The 18,138-nt window shown below is 73.9% G+C and carries 9 protein-coding genes and 1 pseudogene; all 10 read left to right on the forward strand.

Annotated elements, in window-relative coordinates; all coding sequences use genetic code 11:
- Positions 1–46: 46 nt before the first annotated feature.
- Complete coding sequence (locus ACZ6TU_RS17805; protein WP_467670963.1) at positions 47–1,318, forward strand: MFS transporter; 1,272 nt, start codon at positions 47–49, stop codon at positions 1,316–1,318.
- Complete coding sequence (locus ACZ6TU_RS17810; protein ID WP_469549401.1) at positions 1,275–5,057, forward strand: amino acid adenylation domain-containing protein; 3,783 nt, start codon at positions 1,275–1,277, stop codon at positions 5,055–5,057. The genes ACZ6TU_RS17805 and ACZ6TU_RS17810 overlap by 44 nt, the downstream gene beginning before the upstream one ends.
- Positions 5,058–5,126: 69 nt before the next feature.
- On the forward strand, positions 5,127–10,148 hold the full coding sequence (locus tag ACZ6TU_RS17815) for an amino acid adenylation domain-containing protein (protein WP_469549404.1): 5,022 nt from the start codon (positions 5,127–5,129) through the stop codon (positions 10,146–10,148).
- A gap of 1 nt (position 10,149) precedes the next feature.
- On the forward strand, positions 10,150–10,866 hold the full coding sequence (locus tag ACZ6TU_RS17820) for a thioesterase II family protein (RefSeq protein WP_467670957.1): 717 nt from the start codon (positions 10,150–10,152) through the stop codon (positions 10,864–10,866).
- A gap of 26 nt (positions 10,867–10,892) precedes the next feature.
- Complete coding sequence (locus ACZ6TU_RS17825; protein WP_469549877.1) at positions 10,893–11,750, forward strand: glucose 1-dehydrogenase; 858 nt, start codon at positions 10,893–10,895, stop codon at positions 11,748–11,750.
- Complete coding sequence (locus ACZ6TU_RS17830; RefSeq protein ID WP_467670955.1) at positions 11,747–14,599, forward strand: amino acid adenylation domain-containing protein; 2,853 nt, start codon at positions 11,747–11,749, stop codon at positions 14,597–14,599. Before ACZ6TU_RS17825 ends, ACZ6TU_RS17830 begins: the two co-directional genes overlap by 4 nt.
- The gene (locus tag ACZ6TU_RS17835; RefSeq protein WP_469549409.1) at positions 14,596–15,813 is read left to right on the forward strand and encodes an ATP-grasp domain-containing protein; all 1,218 of its coding nucleotides are present in this window, start codon (positions 14,596–14,598) and stop codon (positions 15,811–15,813) included. The genes ACZ6TU_RS17830 and ACZ6TU_RS17835 overlap by 4 nt, the downstream gene beginning before the upstream one ends.
- A gap of 120 nt (positions 15,814–15,933) precedes the next feature.
- Positions 15,934–16,584: an FAD-dependent oxidoreductase gene (locus ACZ6TU_RS17840; protein WP_467670951.1), complete on the forward strand. Its 651-nt coding sequence runs from the start codon at positions 15,934–15,936 to the stop codon at positions 16,582–16,584.
- 40 nt (positions 16,585–16,624) lie between these two features.
- The gene (locus ACZ6TU_RS17845; RefSeq protein ID WP_469549411.1) at positions 16,625–17,317 is read left to right on the forward strand and encodes a class I tRNA ligase family protein; all 693 of its coding nucleotides are present in this window, start codon (positions 16,625–16,627) and stop codon (positions 17,315–17,317) included.
- A gap of 66 nt (positions 17,318–17,383) precedes the next feature.
- Positions 17,384–17,770, forward strand: a pseudogene (locus ACZ6TU_RS17850) (class I tRNA ligase family protein); the annotation flags it as partial.
- Between the last annotated feature and the right edge of the window lie 368 nt (positions 17,771–18,138).

The raw sequence follows: 18,138 nt of genomic DNA on the forward strand, positions 1-18,138 counted from the left end.
CCGCTCGCTTAGCTTGCCCATCTCGGCCTACTGAACGGTGTGGAACGTGAAAGCATATCTGGCCATCCTGCGCATCGGTGACTACCGGTTGCTCTGGTCGGCTCTGGTGCTCAACCTGCTCGGCGACGGTGCCACTTACGCCGCGCTCGCCTGGATCACGGTGGAGGAGGCCGGCGCCGCCGGGCTGGGAATCCTGGGAGTCTGCCTCACGCTCCCGGTGATCGCCGGAGGGGCCGTCGTGGGCCCGCTTCTCGACCGGTTCTCCCGGCGCAAGCTCTTCATCTACGACTCGGTGTTCCGGGGCGTGGTCGTCGCGCTGATCCCGCTCCTCGCCTTCGCGGACTCCCTTGATGTCTGGCACCTGTACGTCGTGGCGCTGGTGTACGGCTTCCTCAAGATCATTCCGCTGGCCGGCACACCCGCCGTGCTGCCCGAACTGGTGCCCGCCGACAAGCTCCAGGCGGCCTCCGGCCTGGAAGCCACCGCCATGGGCGCTGCCAACGTCCTTGGCCCGGCCATCGGCGCGGGTCTGATCACCCTCTTCGGCGCCCCCAACGTCCTTCTCCTGGACGCCGCGACCTACCTGCTCTTCGCCTTCCTGATCAGCCGGATCAAGGCCCCGATGGGCCGCCCCGAGCCGGCGGAGACCACCGGTGACGCACCGCAGCGGCCCGGCTGGGCGCCCGTCTTCCGGCTCATCGTCCGCGACCGGTTCCTGCTGGTGCTGACGCTCTCGTTCGGCGCCTTCAATGTCTCCGCCGGCGCCCTGGTGGTCGCGCTGCCGTGGCTGGCGAAGTTCGAGTTCGACAGCGGGCCCGGGGTCCTCGGCCTCATGCTGGCCGTGATGGCGGCGGGCGAACTCATCGGCTCGCTGGTCTCCGGCGCCGTACAGACCTCCGAGAAGCAGATGCTCCGCATCGGTGTCTTCCAACTGCTCTCCGGCGCCGTCCTGTTCTTCCTCATCCCGACCGCGCTGCCCTGGATCCTGCTCGGGCTGGCGCTCAACGGCATCCTGTCGGCGCCCATGACCGTCCTCGGCGGTGTGGTGCGAATGACCCGGGTACCCAACGAGATGCGGGGCCGCGCCATGACGCTGATGCGCACGGTGATGGCGGGCGCCCTGCCCGCCGGTTCCGCGCTGGGCGGCTTCCTGCTCACCGACAGCCACTACCACGGGCTGATCATCGCCGTCGCCGCGCTCGCAGCCGCGCCCGGCATCCTCACGGTCGTCCTCTTCCGTCGTACCCCGTTCAGATTGGGGGTGACCGCGGCCGATGACCAGCAGACCAAGAACGACACCGTCCCTTCCGGCTCCTGACGCCGGCGAACCCGTCCTGCTCGTCACCGACCACCCGCGCGCCCTCGACAGCGGCACGGCGCCCTTCCGCACCCTCACCGTCGACCTGCCGCCCCTGCCGCCCCTGCCGCGCCACAATGCCGGCGAGGAGGAGGGCGCCCTCCTCCTCGCCGCGTACGCCGTGCTGCTGCACCGGTACACCGGCCGCCGCCGGCTCCTCGTCGACACCGACCGCGGAGCCCTGGCGCTGACCGTGGACTCGGCCGGACCGGTCGACGCACTGCTGGCCGGGTGCGCCGCGCCGCAGCCCGCCGGGCCCTCGGCCGGCACACCCGTGCGGTACGCGGACCACACGGCCCCCGGCGCCCCGACGGCGGCGACGGGGACGGGAGCCGCGACGGCGCCCGGCGAGGCGTGCGAGCTGCTCCTGATCCGTGACGGGGACAAGGCCCGCCTGGCGTACCGCTCCTCCCTGTTCGAACCGGCCACGATGAAACGTTTCGCCGAGCACCTGCTGCGCGTACGGGAGTTCCTCGCCCGCCGGCCCGACGCCACCGTCGGCGAGGCGGACCTCCTCGCGGAGAGCGAGCAGGCGCTGATCCTCGGCACCCTCAACGACACGGCCGTCGACTGGCCGGACACGGCCACGGTCCACGGGCTCTTCGCCGAGCAGGCCCGGCGCACCCCGGAGGCCACCGCCGTCACCTGGGCCAACGGTCGGATGGACTACCACGAGCTCGACCGGCGGTCGGCGGACCTGGCGGCCGCGCTGCGCACCTGCGGGGTGCGCACCGGCGACCGGGTGGGACTCCGCGCGGCGCACGGCCCGGAACTGGTCGTCGCGGCGCTGGGCATCCTCCGCGCCGGAGCGGCCTACGTCGCGCTGGAGCCCGACCACCCGGCCGAGCGCACCGGCTGGCTGCTGGCCGACTCCTCGGTGCGGGTGCTGGTCACCGGCCCCGGCCTCCCGGCGGCCCCGCCCTTCGACGGCACGGTCCTGACCGTGGACGTCCGGGACCACGAGCACGCCGCCGCGCCCCTCCCGGCCGCCACCACCGGGCTCCAGGACACCGGGGCAGGGCCACCGGCCGACCCCGCGTCCGCCGGAGACCTGGCGTACATCTGCTACACCTCCGGCACCACGGGCACGCCGAAAGGCGTCCAGGTCACGCACCGCAACGTGGTCCGGCTGGTCAAAGGAACGGAATACGTACCGTTCGGGCCGGACACCAGAATGCTGCCCACCGGTTCGGTCGCCTTCGACGCGAGCACCTTCGAGATATGGGGACCGCTGCTGAATGGCGGAAGTCTCCACATGGCCGACCGGGACGTCATTCTCAACGCCCGGGAATTGGGCCGGGAACTGAGCACGCGGCGGATCACCACCATGTGGCTGACCTCCCCGCTCTTCAACCAGCTGGTGGAGCAGGACGCGAAAGCGTTCCGCCCCCTGAGGGAACTCGTCGTCGGCGGTGACGCGCTTTCCTCCCCGCACGTGGCGAAAGCCCTCGACGCGTGCCCGGAACTGACCGTGGTGAATGGGTACGGGCCGACGGAGAACACCACGTTCTCCCTCACCCACCGCGTCACCCGCGACGACCTGGACGGCCGCCGCATTCCCATCGGCCGGCCGATCGCCAACTCCACCGCGTACGTCCTCGACGAGGCGGGACGCCTGTGCCCCGTCGGCGTACCGGGGGAACTGTGCCTGGGCGGGGCGGGCGTCACGCTCGGCTACCTGGGCCGGCCGGACCTCACCGCCGAGCGGTTCACCGAGGACCCCTTCGTCCCCGGCGGCCGGATGTACCGGAGCGGCGACCTGGCGCGTCTGCGGCCCGACGGAGTCATCGACTTCCTCGGGCGCCGCGACCACCAGGTCAAGATCCGCGGGTTCCGCATCGAACCCGTCGAGGTCGAGAAGGCCATGCTCGGCCACCCCCGGGTCGCCGAGGCCGTCGTGACGGCACGGCCCATGCCGGGCCGCGGCGACCTGCGGCTGTGCGGCTACTACGCCGGCCCCCGGCCGCCCGGGCCGGAGGAACTGCGCGACCACCTCGCCCGCACCCTGCCCGGCCACATGGTCCCGACCCACCTGGTGCCCCTGGAGCGGCTGCCGCTCACCCACACCGGCAAGGTGGACCGGGGCCGGCTTCCCGACCCCGACGGCTCACCCCTGCTCGCCGCGACCCCGTACACCGCGCCCGCCGACAACATCGAGCGCACGCTCGTCGAACTGGCCGAGGCGGCACTCGGCCTGACCGGCATCGGCACCGGCCACGACCTGCGCGACCTGGGCGCCGACTCGCTCACCGCCACCCTGATCGCCGCCGGCGCGCAGGAACGGCTGGGCCGCCACTGCCCGGCGGGCGCGGTCCTGCGCAGCGGTACGCCCGCCCGTCTCGCCGCCCTGCTGCGGGACTCCACCGCCACCGCCGCGGCACGCATCCCGGCCGCGCCCGACGCCGACACCTACCCGGTGACCCCGCAGCAGCGACAGGTCTACCTGGAGCAGATCAAGGACGAGCGGGCGGTGCACTACAACGTGCCCGTCACCCTCGACCTGCCCGCCGGCACCGACCCGGCGCGCCTCGCGGACGCCCTGCGGCGGCTCCCGGAGTACCACGAGGCGCTGCGCACCCGCTTCACCATCGAGGGCGGCGAGGTCCGCCAGTGCGTCGAGGACCACGCCGAACCCTCGGTACAGGTCGTCGACGACCCGCGCGACGCCACCCCGCCCGGCGCGTTCGTCCGCCCCTTCGACCTGGCGCGGGCACCGCTGTGGCGCGCCGAGGTGCACCGGGCCGGCGAGGGTGTCCGGCTGCGGATGGACCTGCACCACATCATCGTGGACGGCTTCTCCCTGACCCCGCTCATGGAGGACCTGGCGCTGCTGTACGCGGGCGGCGAACCCACCCCGCCCGCCCGCAGGTACCGGGACTACGCGGTGTGGCTCCGGGGACGCGACGCCACCGCGGCCCGCGAGGCGCAGGCCCTCCACTGGGAGGAGGTGTTCGCCAAACCGGTCGACCCGGCGGACCTCCCCACCGACCGGCCCCGCCCGCCGCTGCGCGAACTCGACGGCGACGTCCTCGCCTTCGGCCTCGGCCGCGAACGGACCGACCGGATCCGCGCCGTGGCACGCGCGCACGACGTCACACCGTTCGCCGTGCTGGCGTCGGCGTACGCCCTGCTGCTGGCCGGGCTCAAGGGCACGGCCGACATCACGATCGGCACCCCGGTGTCCGGCCGCACCGTCCCCGGACTGCACCGCACCGTGGGCATGTTCGCCAACACCGTCATCCTGCGCCTCGACGCCGACCCCGCCCTGCCGTACGACGCCTTCCTGCGGCGTACCGGCGAGGCCGCCCAGGAGGCCGCCGCGCACCAGGACTTCCCGTTCGAGGAGGTCGTGGCCCGGACGGCCCCCGGACGCGACTACAGCCGCACCCCGCTGTTCGACGCGCTCCTCGCGCTGCACAGCGCCCGCTACCTCTCCGTCGACTTCCAGGGCACCCGCGTACCGCTGCGCCTGGAACAGACCGGACAGGCCGTGTTCGACCTCAACATGCAGATCCACGAGACCCCCGGCGGCCTGGACGTCGCCTGGCAGTACGCGGCCGGTCTGCTGCGCCGCGACACGGTCGAGACCTGGCGCGACACCTTCACCTCGGTGCTCGACACGGTGACCACCGACCCGACCACTTCCCTGGGCGCACTCCTGCCCGCCCCCTCCGGCTTCGACCTCGACTTCGATCTCTGACTGCACACGGCACCACGCACACGCACAGCCCGTCACGCACTCACTCGCAGCTCGATCCAGGAGACACCTATGCCGTCGCACCACCCCGAGGCAGCACCCTCCGCACAGGCCGCCCACTGGCGATCCCAGCTGGCCGCGCTCACGGAGACCTCCGGCTTCCTGTCCGACTTCCGCCCGCCGGCGGACCGGGAGCGGGTGCCCACCGCCACCCACGCGGTACGCCTCGGACCCGAACTGACCGCCCGCCTCGACCGCGTCAGCCGCGACCGGCCGGAGCAACTGCACATCGTCCTGACCGCCGCCCTGATCGCCCTCGTCGGCCGCTGCACCGGCCAGGAGGACGTCGTCGTCGCCCAGCCCGCCCGCGGCGCCGCCCCCGGCCACGCCGGCGGACCGCTCCTGCTGCGCACCGCCCCCACCGGCACCCTGCGCGAACTCCTCGCCCGGGTCGCCGCCGCCGTCAAGGAGGCCGAGCGCCACCAGGACTGCGACGTCGCCGCCCTCGCCGCCGAACTGGGCCGCGCCGACGCCTTCGACACCGCCATCGAGCTGACCGGCTTCCACGACGCCGGGTACGCCACCCCCGCCGCCACCCGCTTCACCGTCTCCCGCGAGGACGACGGACTCGTCGTCACCGTCACGTACGACACCGACCGCCTCGGCGAGGACTCCGTCCACCGCATCGCCGGCCACTACGCCCTGCTGCTGGACCTCGCCACCTCGGAACCCGACCGGCAGGTCACCGACCTGCCGCTGTGGACGGACGAGGACGCGGCGATCATCGCGGCGAGCAACGCCACCGAGCGGCCCTTCGACCGCGACGCCACCCTGCACGGCCTGTTCACCGCGCAGGCCGCCCGCACCCCCGACGCCCCCGCGCTCCTCACCGACGCCGGCACCGTGACGTACGGCGAACTCGACGCCCGCTCCGACCGGCTCGCGCACACCCTGCGCGGACGCGGCGTCGGCGCCGGCACCGTCGTCGCCCTGGTCGCGGAGCGCTCGCCCGAGATGATGACGGGCCTGCTCGCCGTGCTGAAGGCGGGCGGCGCCTACCTGCCCGTCGACCCCTCCTACCCGCAGGCCCGCATCGACTTCCTCCTCGCCGACAGCGGGGCGCGCCTCGCGCTCACCCAGGCCCGGTTCGCCGCACTGCTCGGCGACACCCCGGCGCTCGACCTCGAGGACGCCGCCGCGTACGCCGACGGCCCGGCCGGCCCCACGGGCGGCACTGGCGATGTCGCGTACGTCATCTACACCTCCGGCTCGACCGGCCGCCCCAAGGGCGTGCAGGTGGAGCACCGCAGCGCCGTCAACCGGCTCGCCTGGATGCAGAACGCCTACCCCCTCGCGGCCGGCGACGTCATCCTGCAGAAGACCTCCGTCTCCTTCGACGTCTCCGTCTGGGAGCTGTTCTGGTGGCCCCTTGCCGGCGCCGCCCTCGCCCTGCCCGCGCCCGGCGCCGAGAAGGACCCCGCCGAGCTGCTCGCCGCGCTCGACCGGCACTCCGTGACGACCCTGCACTTCGTGCCGTCGATGCTCAGCATGTTCCTCGGCCACCTCGACCGGTTCGGCGACGCCACCCGGGCCCGGACGGTACGGCAGGTCTTCGCCAGCGGCGAGGCCCTCACCCCCGCCCAGGCCGCGCACTTCGCCGAACTGCTCCCCGAGGCCCGCCTGATCAACCTCTACGGTCCCACCGAGGCGACCGTCGACGTCACCCACCAGCCCGTCACCGGCCTCGACGGGGCGGCCCGCCGCGCCCGGCTGCCCATCGGCCGGCCGATCGACAACATCCGGATGCACGTCCTCGACGACCAGGGCCACCCCTGCCCCGTGGGCGTGCCCGGTGAACTCCACGTGGCCGGCGTCGGCCTGGCCCGCGGCTACCTCGACAGACCGGAGCTGACCGCCGAGAGGTTCACCGGCGGCGCCGCGGTCGGCGAGGAGCGCCTCTACCGCACCGGCGACCGCGCCCGGTGGCTGCCCGACGGCACCCTCGACTACCTCGGGCGCGTCGACCTCCAGGTCAAGGTCCGCGGCTTCCGCGTCGAACCGGGCGAGATCGAGGAACGGCTGCGGGCCCACCCGGACGTCCGGGACGCCGCGGTGGTCGCCGTGGACGACGGACTGACCGCCTCCCTGCGGGGCTTCGTCGTCCCGGCCGGGGAAGCACCGGCCGAGAGCGCGCTCAAGGACCACCTGCGCGAGGCGCTGCCCGCCTACATGGTGCCCGGCCGCATCCTCGCCCTCGACGAACTGCCGCTCACCCCCAACGGCAAGCTGGACCGCGCGGCCCTGCGCAGCCCCAACGCGCTGCGCCCGAAGCCCGCCGGCCACGTCGCCCCGCGCACCGAGCACGAGAAGACCCTCGCCGAGATCTGGCGCGAGGTGCTCGGACGCGACCGGATCGGCGTCAACGACAACTTCTTCGCCCTCGGCGGGAACTCGATCCACTTCGTGCCGGTCCTCGCCAAGGCCCGCGAGGTGGGCCTGGAGTTCACCTTCCAGCAGCTCTTCAAACACCAGACCATCGCCCGGCTCGCCCGCTGCATCGAGGACGCGGACGAGTCCGCGACGGCCGAGGCGGACGTCGCGGCCCGCGGCGCGTTCCGGCCCTTCGAGCTGATCGGCGACGCCGACCGAGCCCTGCTCCCGGAGGACGCCGAGGACGCCTACCCGCTCTCCATGCTCCAGGCCGGTCTGATCTTCCAGACCGAGATCACCGGCGGCCTCGGCCAGTACCACGACGTGCTGAGCTACTCGATCACCGGCACCTTCGACACCGAGGCCTTCACCGAGGCCGTACGCCTCCTCACGGCGCGCCACCCGATCCTGCGCACCACCTACCACCTCACCGGCTACAGCGAGTTCCTCCAGATCGTGCACCGGGAGGTCGACCCGCCGCTGACCGTCGCCGACCTGCGCCACCTCGACGCCGCCGGGCAGGAGGCCTGGCACCAGGAGTGGCTGGCCGCGGAGAAGGCCCGCCGCTTCGTGTGGGAGGAGGGCGGGCTGGTCACCCTGCACGTCCAGGTGCTCGGCGACGACCTGTTCCGCTACACCGTCAGCCAGCACAACTCGGCACTCGACGGCTGGTCCATCTCACTGCTGCACACCCAGCTGTTCGAGCTGTACCACCAGCTGCGCGAAGGCCGCCACACCTCCCGCCCGCCCGTCGACAACCACCTGCGCAACTTCGTCGGCCTGGAGACCGAGGCACTGCGCTCCCCGCAGTCCCGGGACTTCTGGCTGAAGATGCTGCAGGACCCGCACCCCGTCGACGTGCCGCCCCGGCCCGGTGCCGAGCCCACCGACGACTTCCGCGTCGTCCTGCGGGACGTGCCCCTGCCGAGCGGGCTCACCCAGCGCATCGAGGCCACCGCCGACGCCCTGTCGGTGCCCTTCAAGGACGTGCTGCTCGCCGCCCACATGAAGGTCCTCGCCCTGGTGTCCGGCCAGGACACCGTGATGACCGGTTACGAGCACAGCGGCCGGCCCGAGCTGCCGGGCGCGGAGACCACCCTCGGCCTGCACCTCAACACCGTGCCCTTCCAGGTCGACCTGGCCGGCGGGACCTGGGCCGACCTGATCCGCCGCGTGTACCGCGCCGAGGTCGACCTGCTGCCGCACCGGCGCTACCCCATGGCCCGGATGAAGCAGGACCTCGCCACCCAGCGCGTCCTGTTCAGCACAACGTTCAACTTCACCCACTTCTACCTGCTCCAGAACCTGAAGAAGCTGCCGGAGTTCTCCATGCTGGACATGCGGGTCGACTCCGAGACGGAGTTCCCGTTCCGCACCGAGTTCTCCCGGCACTTCTTCGACGACGAGCTCCAGCTCTGCCTGCACTTCCACACCCACCTGTACGACGAGGCGCAGATCGACCGCATCGGCGGCTACTTCGTGCGGGTGCTGGAGCTGATGGCCGCGGAGCCCGACGCGCCGCACGACGCCCACGCCCTGCTCGCGGACGAGGACCTGGCCCTGCTGGGCCGCACGCCCGGGTCCGCCACCCGGGCGACGGACCCGGCCACCACCACCGCCGGCAGCGCGTCCGAGGCCACGGTCACCCGCATCCGGGAGGCCTGGGCGAACGTCCTCGGCACCCCGCCCTCCGCCATCGCCCGCGACGGCGACTTCTTCGCCCTCGGCGGCAACTCCCTGTCGGCGCTCCGCGTCGTGCTGGAACTCGACGGACTGGTCACCCTCTCCGACCTCACCCGCATCTCACGCCTCGGTGAACTGGCCGCCCTGGTGGACGAGCGCTCCGCGCGCGAGGAGGGCGCCGGCCAGGAGGACGGCGAGCTGCTCCAGCGGCTGACCAGCGCCCCGGGCGAGGACGCCCTCGGAGCGGTGATCTGCGTCCCGTACCCCTGCGGCCACCCGGTGAACTTCAAACCGCTCGCCGAGGCGATCGAGAAGCTCACCCCCGACCTCGTCGTGTACGGCGTCGAACAGCCGGGCCACAGCCCCGAGCGGCGGGGCGAGTTCACCGACGTCGCCGAAACCGTGGTGCGGATCGTCGACGAGATCGAGCAGCGCGCCGACCTGCCGCTGATCCTCTGGGGCCACTGCGGCGGCGCCGCCGTGACCGTCGAACTGGCCCGCGTCCTGGAGGAGCGCGGCTTCGACCTCCGGCACGTCTTCATCGGGTCCAAGCTGCTGCCGCCCGCCTCCGACATGCGCGAGTCCATCGCCATGATCGACGGCTGGAACGACGAGGAGATCATCACGTACATGGTCGAGGAGACCGGCTACAGCGAACTGGACGGCCTCGACCACCGCTACATCTCCTTCCTCGGCGACTCGTTCCGCCACGACGTGTGCGGCGGCTACCGCTACTTCATCGGGCGCACCGAGCAGCCGTCCGGGCGGCGCATCGAAGCGCCGTTCACGGTCGTCGTCGCCGACGACGACCAGGGCCTCACCCACGCCGCCGAGGCCCACCGCTCCTGGGAGCTGCTCGCCGAGGACGTGCGCTTCCAGCGGCTGGCGTGCGGCGGCCACTACTTCGTACGAGGAAACCCCGCCGGCACCGGCGAACTGATCGAGCGGGCGTGGGCCACCACGACCGAGATGGAGGGCTGACATGCCGCAGATACCCGTCCTGTGCTTCCCGTTCGCCGGCGCCGGCGCCTCGGTGTACCGCCGCTGCCAGGAGTACGGCAGCGACACCGTCCTCATCACCCCCGTCCAGCTCCCGGGCCGTGAGGAGCGCTTCGGCGAGCCGCTGCACACCGACGTCGTCGCCGCCGTCGACGACCTGCTGCCGTCCGTGCTCGACCGGATCGCCGGCAGCCCCGCCGTCGCCCTGTTCGGCCACAGCCTCGGCGCCGTCCTCGCCTACGAGATGGCCCACCGGCTGTGCGCCCTGGGCCGGCCCGAGGTGGTCAAGCTCATCGTCAGCGGCTCGCCCGGCCCCTGGACACAGCGCCGGACCAGGGCCACCGGCCTTACCGACGAGGCGTTCCTGGCGCAGGTGCGGGAGTTCGCCGGGTACACCCACCCGGCACTGGAGCACCCCGACCTGCGCGAGATGCTCCTGCCGCCGCTCCGCGCCGACGTGGAGATGCACGAGAACTACCGGGCGCCCTCCGGCAAGCCCCTCCCCGTCCCGGTCGTCTCCGTGCGGGGCGACCACGACGAACTCGTCTCCCGCGACGAGGCGGAGGAGTGGGGGGCGGCCACCACGGCCGCGTACCACCACGCCGAACTGCCCGGCGGGCACATGTACGTGGTGGAGTCGCCCGACGGCCTGATGCGCCTGCTCGACGCCGAGCTGGCCGGACTGGCGGTGCGACGGTGACCGCACCCGCCCCGACGGCACACGACGTGCCGACCGCACCGGCCGGGCGCCCGCCCGGCCGGCTCGCCGGGAGGACCGCCCTGGTCACCGGCGCCGCACGCGGGATCGGCCGGGCGTGCGCGGTGGCGTATGCCCGGGCCGGCGCCGACCTGCTCCTCACCGACATCGGCCGCGACCTGCCCGGGGTGCCCTACCCGCTGGGCACGGCCGACCAGCTGGCCCACACCGCGCTCCTCTGCCGCGAGCAGGGCGCCGGGTCCGTCGTCACCGTGCCCGCCGACGTCCGCGACACCGAGGACGTGCGCGCCGTGGTGGACGCGGCCCTCGACAGGTTCGGCAGGATCGACGTCCTGCTCAACAACGCCGGGATCGCCGCCCCCTCGGGCAAGACCGTGCACGACATCACGCCCGACGAGTGGGACCTGATGCTCGACGTCGACGTCTCCGGCGCCTGGCGGATGATCCGGGCCGTCGGCAGCGCCATGACCCGGCAGCGCTCGGGCAGCATCGTCAACGTCGCCTCGACCGCCGGCCTCGTCGGCTACCGCCACTTCGCCGGGTACGTCACCGCCAAGCACGCGCTGGTCGGCCTCACCAAGGCCGCCGCCCTGGACCTCGCGCCGTTCGGGGTCCGGGTGAACGCCCTGTGCCCCGGCTCGGTGCGCGACGACGAGGCGGCCGAGAGCCGGATGCTCAGCGAGATCGCCCGGTCCCTCGACGTCCCCGTCGAGGAGCACGAGCAGACCTTCGTGGCCGCCCAGCCGATGAACCGGCTCATCGAGCCGGACGACGTGGCGGGAGCCGCGCTCTGGCTCGCGTCCGACGAGTCCCGACAGGTGACCGGCTCGACGGTCACCGTGGACGGAGGGTTCACCAGCCGATGACCGACGACCACCTCCACGATCCCTCCGCCGCCGGGCGGCTGTGCCGCGCCGTCGCCCTGCGCGTCCACACCGGCGCCGACCCCGAACGGCTGGGCCGCGACCTGGCGCTGCTCACCGGCACCGCCGGCGCCCGCCTGTGGGTCGAGGACGTGCCCGACGGGGCGGAGTCCCCCGCCGCGGCCCACGCTCGGGAACGCGAGCTGACCCGCCCCACCGACCCGGCCACGGGACCCGGCCTGCGGGCGGTCCTGCTGCGGTACGCCGACGGGGGCGCCGACCTCGTCGTCGTCGCCCACCGGGCGGTGCCGGCGGAACCGTACGAACTGGCCCGCGCCCTGCTGGACCCGGCCGCCCGGCCCACCGCCCCGGTCACCGCGCCGCACGACGCCGCCGGGCGGCTCGGCGAGCAGGTGGCCCGGCTCGGCCGGGCGCCGGCCCCCGACTGGGGCCTCGGCGAACCCGGCGCGGCCGGCGCGGGCAGCCGCTCCTTCACCCTGCCGGTCCACGGCGACGCCCCGGCGGCCGTCACCGCCGCGGCGGCGCTCGGGCTGGTCCTGGCGCGCTGTGCCGGCGGCCCCGACGTCGAACTGGGCACCGGCCCCGGGCGCAGCATCACGTTCACCGCCGACCCCACCGCCACGGTCGGGGAGTACCTGGAGCGGGTACGCCACGCCGAACCGGTGCCGTCCCGCGCCCCCGCAGCCGGCCTGTACGTCACCGAGCCCGCCGAGGTGCTCACCGGCGAGGGCCTCAAGGCCGAGGTCATCGAGGACCGGCCGTTCCTCGCCCCGCTCCACCCGCTGTCGGTGCACGTGGCGGACGACGGCTCCACCGTCCTGTCCGGTGTGTGCCACCACCGGCGCTCCGCCTTCGGCGACTCCGCCGTCGAGTGGCTCACCGGCATGCTGGTCACCGCCCACCGGGCGCTGGTCACCGCACGGCCGGACACGCCGCTGGCCGACGTCCCGCTCTTCGACGACGAACAGCGGCAGCGCCTGGCCGTCCTGGGCGGCCTGGGACACGCACCCGCCGCGCCCGAGGCGGCCGGCGAACGCATCGAGCGGACCGTGCGGTCCTGGGCCGAACGGACCCCGGACGCGACGGCCCTCACCTTCGAGGGTGAGGAACTGACCTACCGTCAGCTCGACGAGCGGGCTGAGCGGATCGCCGGCGCGCTGCGGACGCTCGGCGTCGCACCGGCGGACCGGGTGGGCGTCTGCCTGGACCGCACGGCCGACCTCGTGGTGATCCTGCTCGGGGTGCTCAAGACGGGCGCGGCGTACGTCCCGATGGACCCCGCCTACCCGGCCGACCGGCTGGCGTACATGACCGAGGACGCGGAACTGTCCCTGGTCGTCACCGAGTCCGACGCGTTTCCCGCCGCGGAGGGCGTGCGGACGGTCCACCCCGGCGCCCTCGCCGCTGCGGACCCGGACGAGCAGGCGCCGGCGCCCGGACCGCTCTCCGCCGACGCCGCCGCCTACGTGATCTACACCTCCGGCTCCACCGGCCGCCCCAAGGGCGTCGTCGTCCCGCACCGCAACGTGGCGGCCCTCATGGACGCCACCCGCGCGGACTTCGGGCTCGGCGGCCGGGACGTGTGGACCCTCTTCCACTCCAGTGCCTTCGACTTCTCCGTCTGGGAGATCTGGGGCTGCCTGACGACCGGCGGCCGGCTCGTCGTCGTGCCCTACTGGGCGTCCCGGGACCCGGAGCGGTTCGCCCGGCTGCTGGGCGAGGAACGGGTGACCGTCCTCAGCCAGACCCCGAGCGCGTTCGCCCAGCTGATGGAGGCCGACCGGGCCGAACCGGTGACCGACTCGGTGCGCCTGGTCGTCTTCGGCGGCGAACCGCTGGACACCCGCCCGCTGCTGTCCTGGCTGGACCGGCACCCGGCGTCGCGGTGCCGGCTGGTCAACATGTTCGGCATCACCGAGACCACCGTGCACGTCACCGCCCAGACCGTCACCCGCCGCGAGGCGCTGACCGGTTCGAGGTCCGTCGGGCACCCGCTGCCCGGCTGGCACCTCTACGTCCTCGACCCCGAGGGCCGCGAGCTGCCCCCGGGCGTCGCCGGCGAGATCCACGTCGGCGGGGCCGGAGTGGCCGGCCAGTACCTGAACCGGCCCAAACTCACCGCGCAGCGCTTCGTCCCCGACCCGTACGCCCCCGGCCCCATGTACCGCAGCGGCGACCGGGGCCGACTCCTGCCAGACGGCAGACTGGAGCACCTGGGGCGCCTCGACAACCAGGTGAAGCTGCGCGGCTTCCGCATCGAGCTGGACGAGATCCGCGCCCGGCTGCTGGACGCGCCCGGTGTCGCGGCGGCCGCCGTGGTGCTGCGGCAGAAGCCGGGCGACGCGGCCGGCGCGCGGCTGGACGCCTATGTGGTGCTCCGCGGCGGGGACGGGGGCCCGGGCCCCGACGGCGCCGCGCCCTCGGCCGGAACCGAGGAGGTGCGGCGCCACGCGGCACGGTTCCTGCCCGAGCACATGGTCCCGTCGACGGTCACCGCGCTGCCCGCCCTCCCACTCACCCCCAACGGCAAGATCGACACGTCCCGGCTGCCGGAGCCCCTCGCCGGCGTGCGGAGCACACCGGCCGCTGCGGACGAGGAGGCCGGCGACCTGGAGACCCGGCTGCGCGGCGTGTGGGAGAAGGTCTTCGGGTTCCGCGTCGGACCGGACGACGACTTCTTCACCCTCGGCGGCAACTCGTTGCTCGCCGTACGGCTGCTGGCCGCGCTCCGCGAGGCCCGGATGCCCGTCTTCCCCCTGCCGCAGCTCTACCTGCACCGCACGGTACGCACCCTGGCCGCCCACCTCGCCGAGGCGGAGGCACGCGCATGAGGAGAACACTCGCCCTCGTCGGCGCCGGCTCGCAGATCTATCGGGAGTACCTGCTGCGCTCGGTGGCCGGAGAGTACGACGTCCACCTGCTCGCCGACCGCGCGCCCACCTGGGAGGCGCCGTACCTCACCGGGCACACCGTCCTCGACACCGCCGACCCGGCCGCGCTGGCGGCCGCCGCCCGGGGCCTGGGCTGCGCCGGGGTCATCACCTGGGACGACACCCGGGTCGTGCAGACCGCCGAACTGGCCCGGCTGCTCGGCCTGCCGGGCAGCCCGCCCGAGGCCGTGCTGCGGTGCCGCGACAAGCGGGCCACCCGCGAGGCGCTCCGTGCCGCGGGGGTGCCGCAGGCCGAGTCGGTGCCCGTCACCTCGCTCCCGCAGGCCCGCGCCGCCGCCGCGCGGGTGGGCTACCCGCTGGTGCTCAAACCCCGGGCGCTGAACGCCAGTACGGGCGTGGTGAAGGTGGAGTCCGCCCACCTGCTGGCCGGCCGGTTCCGGCTGGCCCGCGCGGCGACCGCGCCCGGCGCCGTGGAGGTGGCCCCCGGGGACGTCCTGGTGGAGGAGTACCTCGACGGCCCCGAGATCAGTGTCGACGCGGCCTGGTACGAGGGCCGGATGTCGCTGGCCTTCGTGGCCCGCAAGGACTGCGGCTACCCGCCGTACTTCGAGGAGGTCGGCCACCTCGTCGACGGCCGCGACCCGCTGATGGACGACCCGCGCGTACGGGACGTGGTGGCCGGTGCACACCGGGCCGTCGGCTTCACCACCGGGTGGACCCACACCGAACTGCGGCTGACCGCCGCCGGCCCCAAGGTCGTGGAGATCAACGCCCGGATCGGCGGCGACCGAATCCCGGACATCGGCCGGCTCGCCCTCGGTGTCGACGCCGCGCTCGTCGCCGCCCGCGTGGCCTGCGGCGACGAGCCCGACATCAGCCCCGACCGGCACCGCGTGGCGGCCGTCCGCTTCCACTATCCGGAGGCGGACTGCATCGCCCGCCACGTGTCGATCGACCGCGCGGCGCTGCCCCCCGGGGTGGACTCCGCCCTGGCGGCCGCCCTCCCCGGCCAGGAGCTGCGGCTGCCGCCGCACGGCCATGTCGCCGGCCGCTACGCCCTGGTCACCGTCGTCGGCGACACCCGCGAAGGGTGCCTGGCCGACCTCGACAAGGCCGCGCCCGCGATCGGTCTGGAGGTGCTGCGCCCCCTGTGACGCAGGGCGGCCACCCGGCTTGCCCGGTGGCCGCCTCAGCCGCGCACGGGGCCGACGACAGTAGTGGGCGATACCTGCGGCCAGCGAGCGGACCCCCAAGTCCTCCTGGCTACCGCTCCCATGACGGTGGGTCAGCCCCCATGGCTCACCGACCGGCTTCTCGACGAGGTCCTCGGCCGCCTGGACAACACCCTCCTGGAGGGCTTCCGGGTCACCGAAGTACGCCGTACGGGCGGGCGCGTCGAACTGGTCGCCGCCGACGGCAGCCGGATCACCGCCGCCAGGGCGGTCCTCGCGCCAGGCCCCTGGGTCCTCGACGGCCCGGTGGCGTCGGCGGCCCGCGCGTGCGGGGCCCGGGTCAAGAAGGTGGTGGCGTTCCACATCATGACGCCGCCCCCGCCGGGCGCCCCGGCACTCGCCCTGGAGGACGCCGACGCCTTCCTGCTGCCCCACTGCCCCGGCGGCCACTGGATCTTCAGCATCACCTCGCCCGACTGGGACCGCGGCCCCGACGAACCGCTCGCCATCGACGCCCGCGACCGGGAACTCGCCCGGGCCCTGCTCGCCCGGCACGTTCCGGGATTCCTGCCGCACCTGCCCGGCGGCCGGGTCTTCAGCGACTGCTTCACCCCCGGCCGTCTGCCGGTCGTGGACACGGTCGGCGGAGACGACGTGGTCATGGCCATCGGCGGCTCCGGCTCCGGCTATCGACTCGCCCCGGCCATGGCCGAGGACGCACTGAACCTGCTCGACGGGAGACCGCGGACATGAGCCTGCTGACCGGGGGCCCACCCCCCGGCACTACCTCCTGGTGCCGCCCGAGGCCACTCCCAACGGCCCCCTGCACCTGGGCCACGTCGGCGGCCCCTTCCTGTGGTCGGACATGATCGCGCGGCATCTGCGGGTCCGGGGCGACCTTCCGTTGGTGATCACCGGCAGCGATGTGTACGAGTCGTACGTGGCGCTCAAGGCGCACGCCGAGGACTCCACGCCCGGCGAGGTAGCCGCCCGCTACGGACAGCGCATCCAGGACGACTTGGCGGCCCTGCGCATCGGCGTCGACGCGTTCATCGTCCCCGATGAGCAGCCCTGGCGAGAGCAGTTCGAGCAGGAGGTCGCCGCTTCGATCGAGCGGCTGACGGCCCGGGGCGCGGTGGTGACGCGCACCGAGCGCGTGCCCTATTGCGGGGCGTCGGACCGCTGGGTGGTGGGCGGCTGGCTCCGGGGCCGCTGCCCCGAGTGCGGTGCGGGCATCGCCAGTTACTTCTGCGAGGAGTGCAGTGCGCACTTCCTGCCCGAGTCGGTCGTCGAGCCGCGCCCCCTGCTCGACGAGGGGCCGCTGACCTGGCGGGAGATCTCCAGCCTCTTCCTGCGGCTGCCGGACCGCGACGTCCTGGACGCCACGCTCGTGGATCTGGGCGTCGCCGACCGCTACCGGGCGACCGTGGCGCGCTTCGTTGAGCGCGGCGGCCTGACCGTACGGCTGAGCGCCCCGCAGACGTGAGGGGTTCCGCTGCCCGGACCCGAGCCGGACGTGCCGCGCGCCCTCTTCCCGTACGCCGGGATCTTCATGTTCGCCCGCCTCGCCGGCGCCGTCCACGGCCGGCTCTCCGGCACCGGCGTGAACGCCTTCGATCCGGACTCCGGGGTCACCACCATCACCACCCTGGGGATCGACAACGTGATCCCCACCCTGGTCTCGATCGTCGGCACCAGCCTGCTGCACGGCGACATGAAGCCGTACGACCGGTGCCTGATCAACAACTTCTACCGGCTGGCCGGGCGGAAGTTCTCCACCAGCGCCCGGCACGCCATCTGGGCGGCTGACATCGCCGCGTCGCCCGCCATCGGCGTGGACACCGTCCGGTACTACCTCGCCGGGGCCGATCTGGAGTCCGGAGCGGCGAGCTTCGAGACGGCGGACTTCCTTCAGACCGCGAACGCCACGCTCGCCGACGGCCTCGGCAAGCGGATCGACGCCGCCTGGAGCCGGCTGCCCGAGGGGCCGCCGCAGGCGCCCGCCCCGGCCGTCGCCGACCTCCTGGAATCCCTGCTCGCCGAGCAGTCCGCGGCGCTCGACGGCGCCCGTGTCTCGACCCTGCGCGCGGTCGCGGCCCTCGACCGCTGGTGCGCCGACGACGCGGTCGCCCACGCGGCCGAAGACGGCGCCTACTGGTGGCTCAAGGGCCTGTCCCTGCTCGCGTTCCCGGTGATGCCGGACCTCGCCGAACTCGTCTGGCAGCGCCTCGGCGGCACCGGAGAGCCTCGCGCGGCGGCCTTCCTCGCCAGGACCCCGGCCCACCGGGACCTGTTCAACCTGGGCTT

The sequence above is a fragment of the Streptomyces sp. NPDC052064 genome (genome assembly GCF_055585925.1).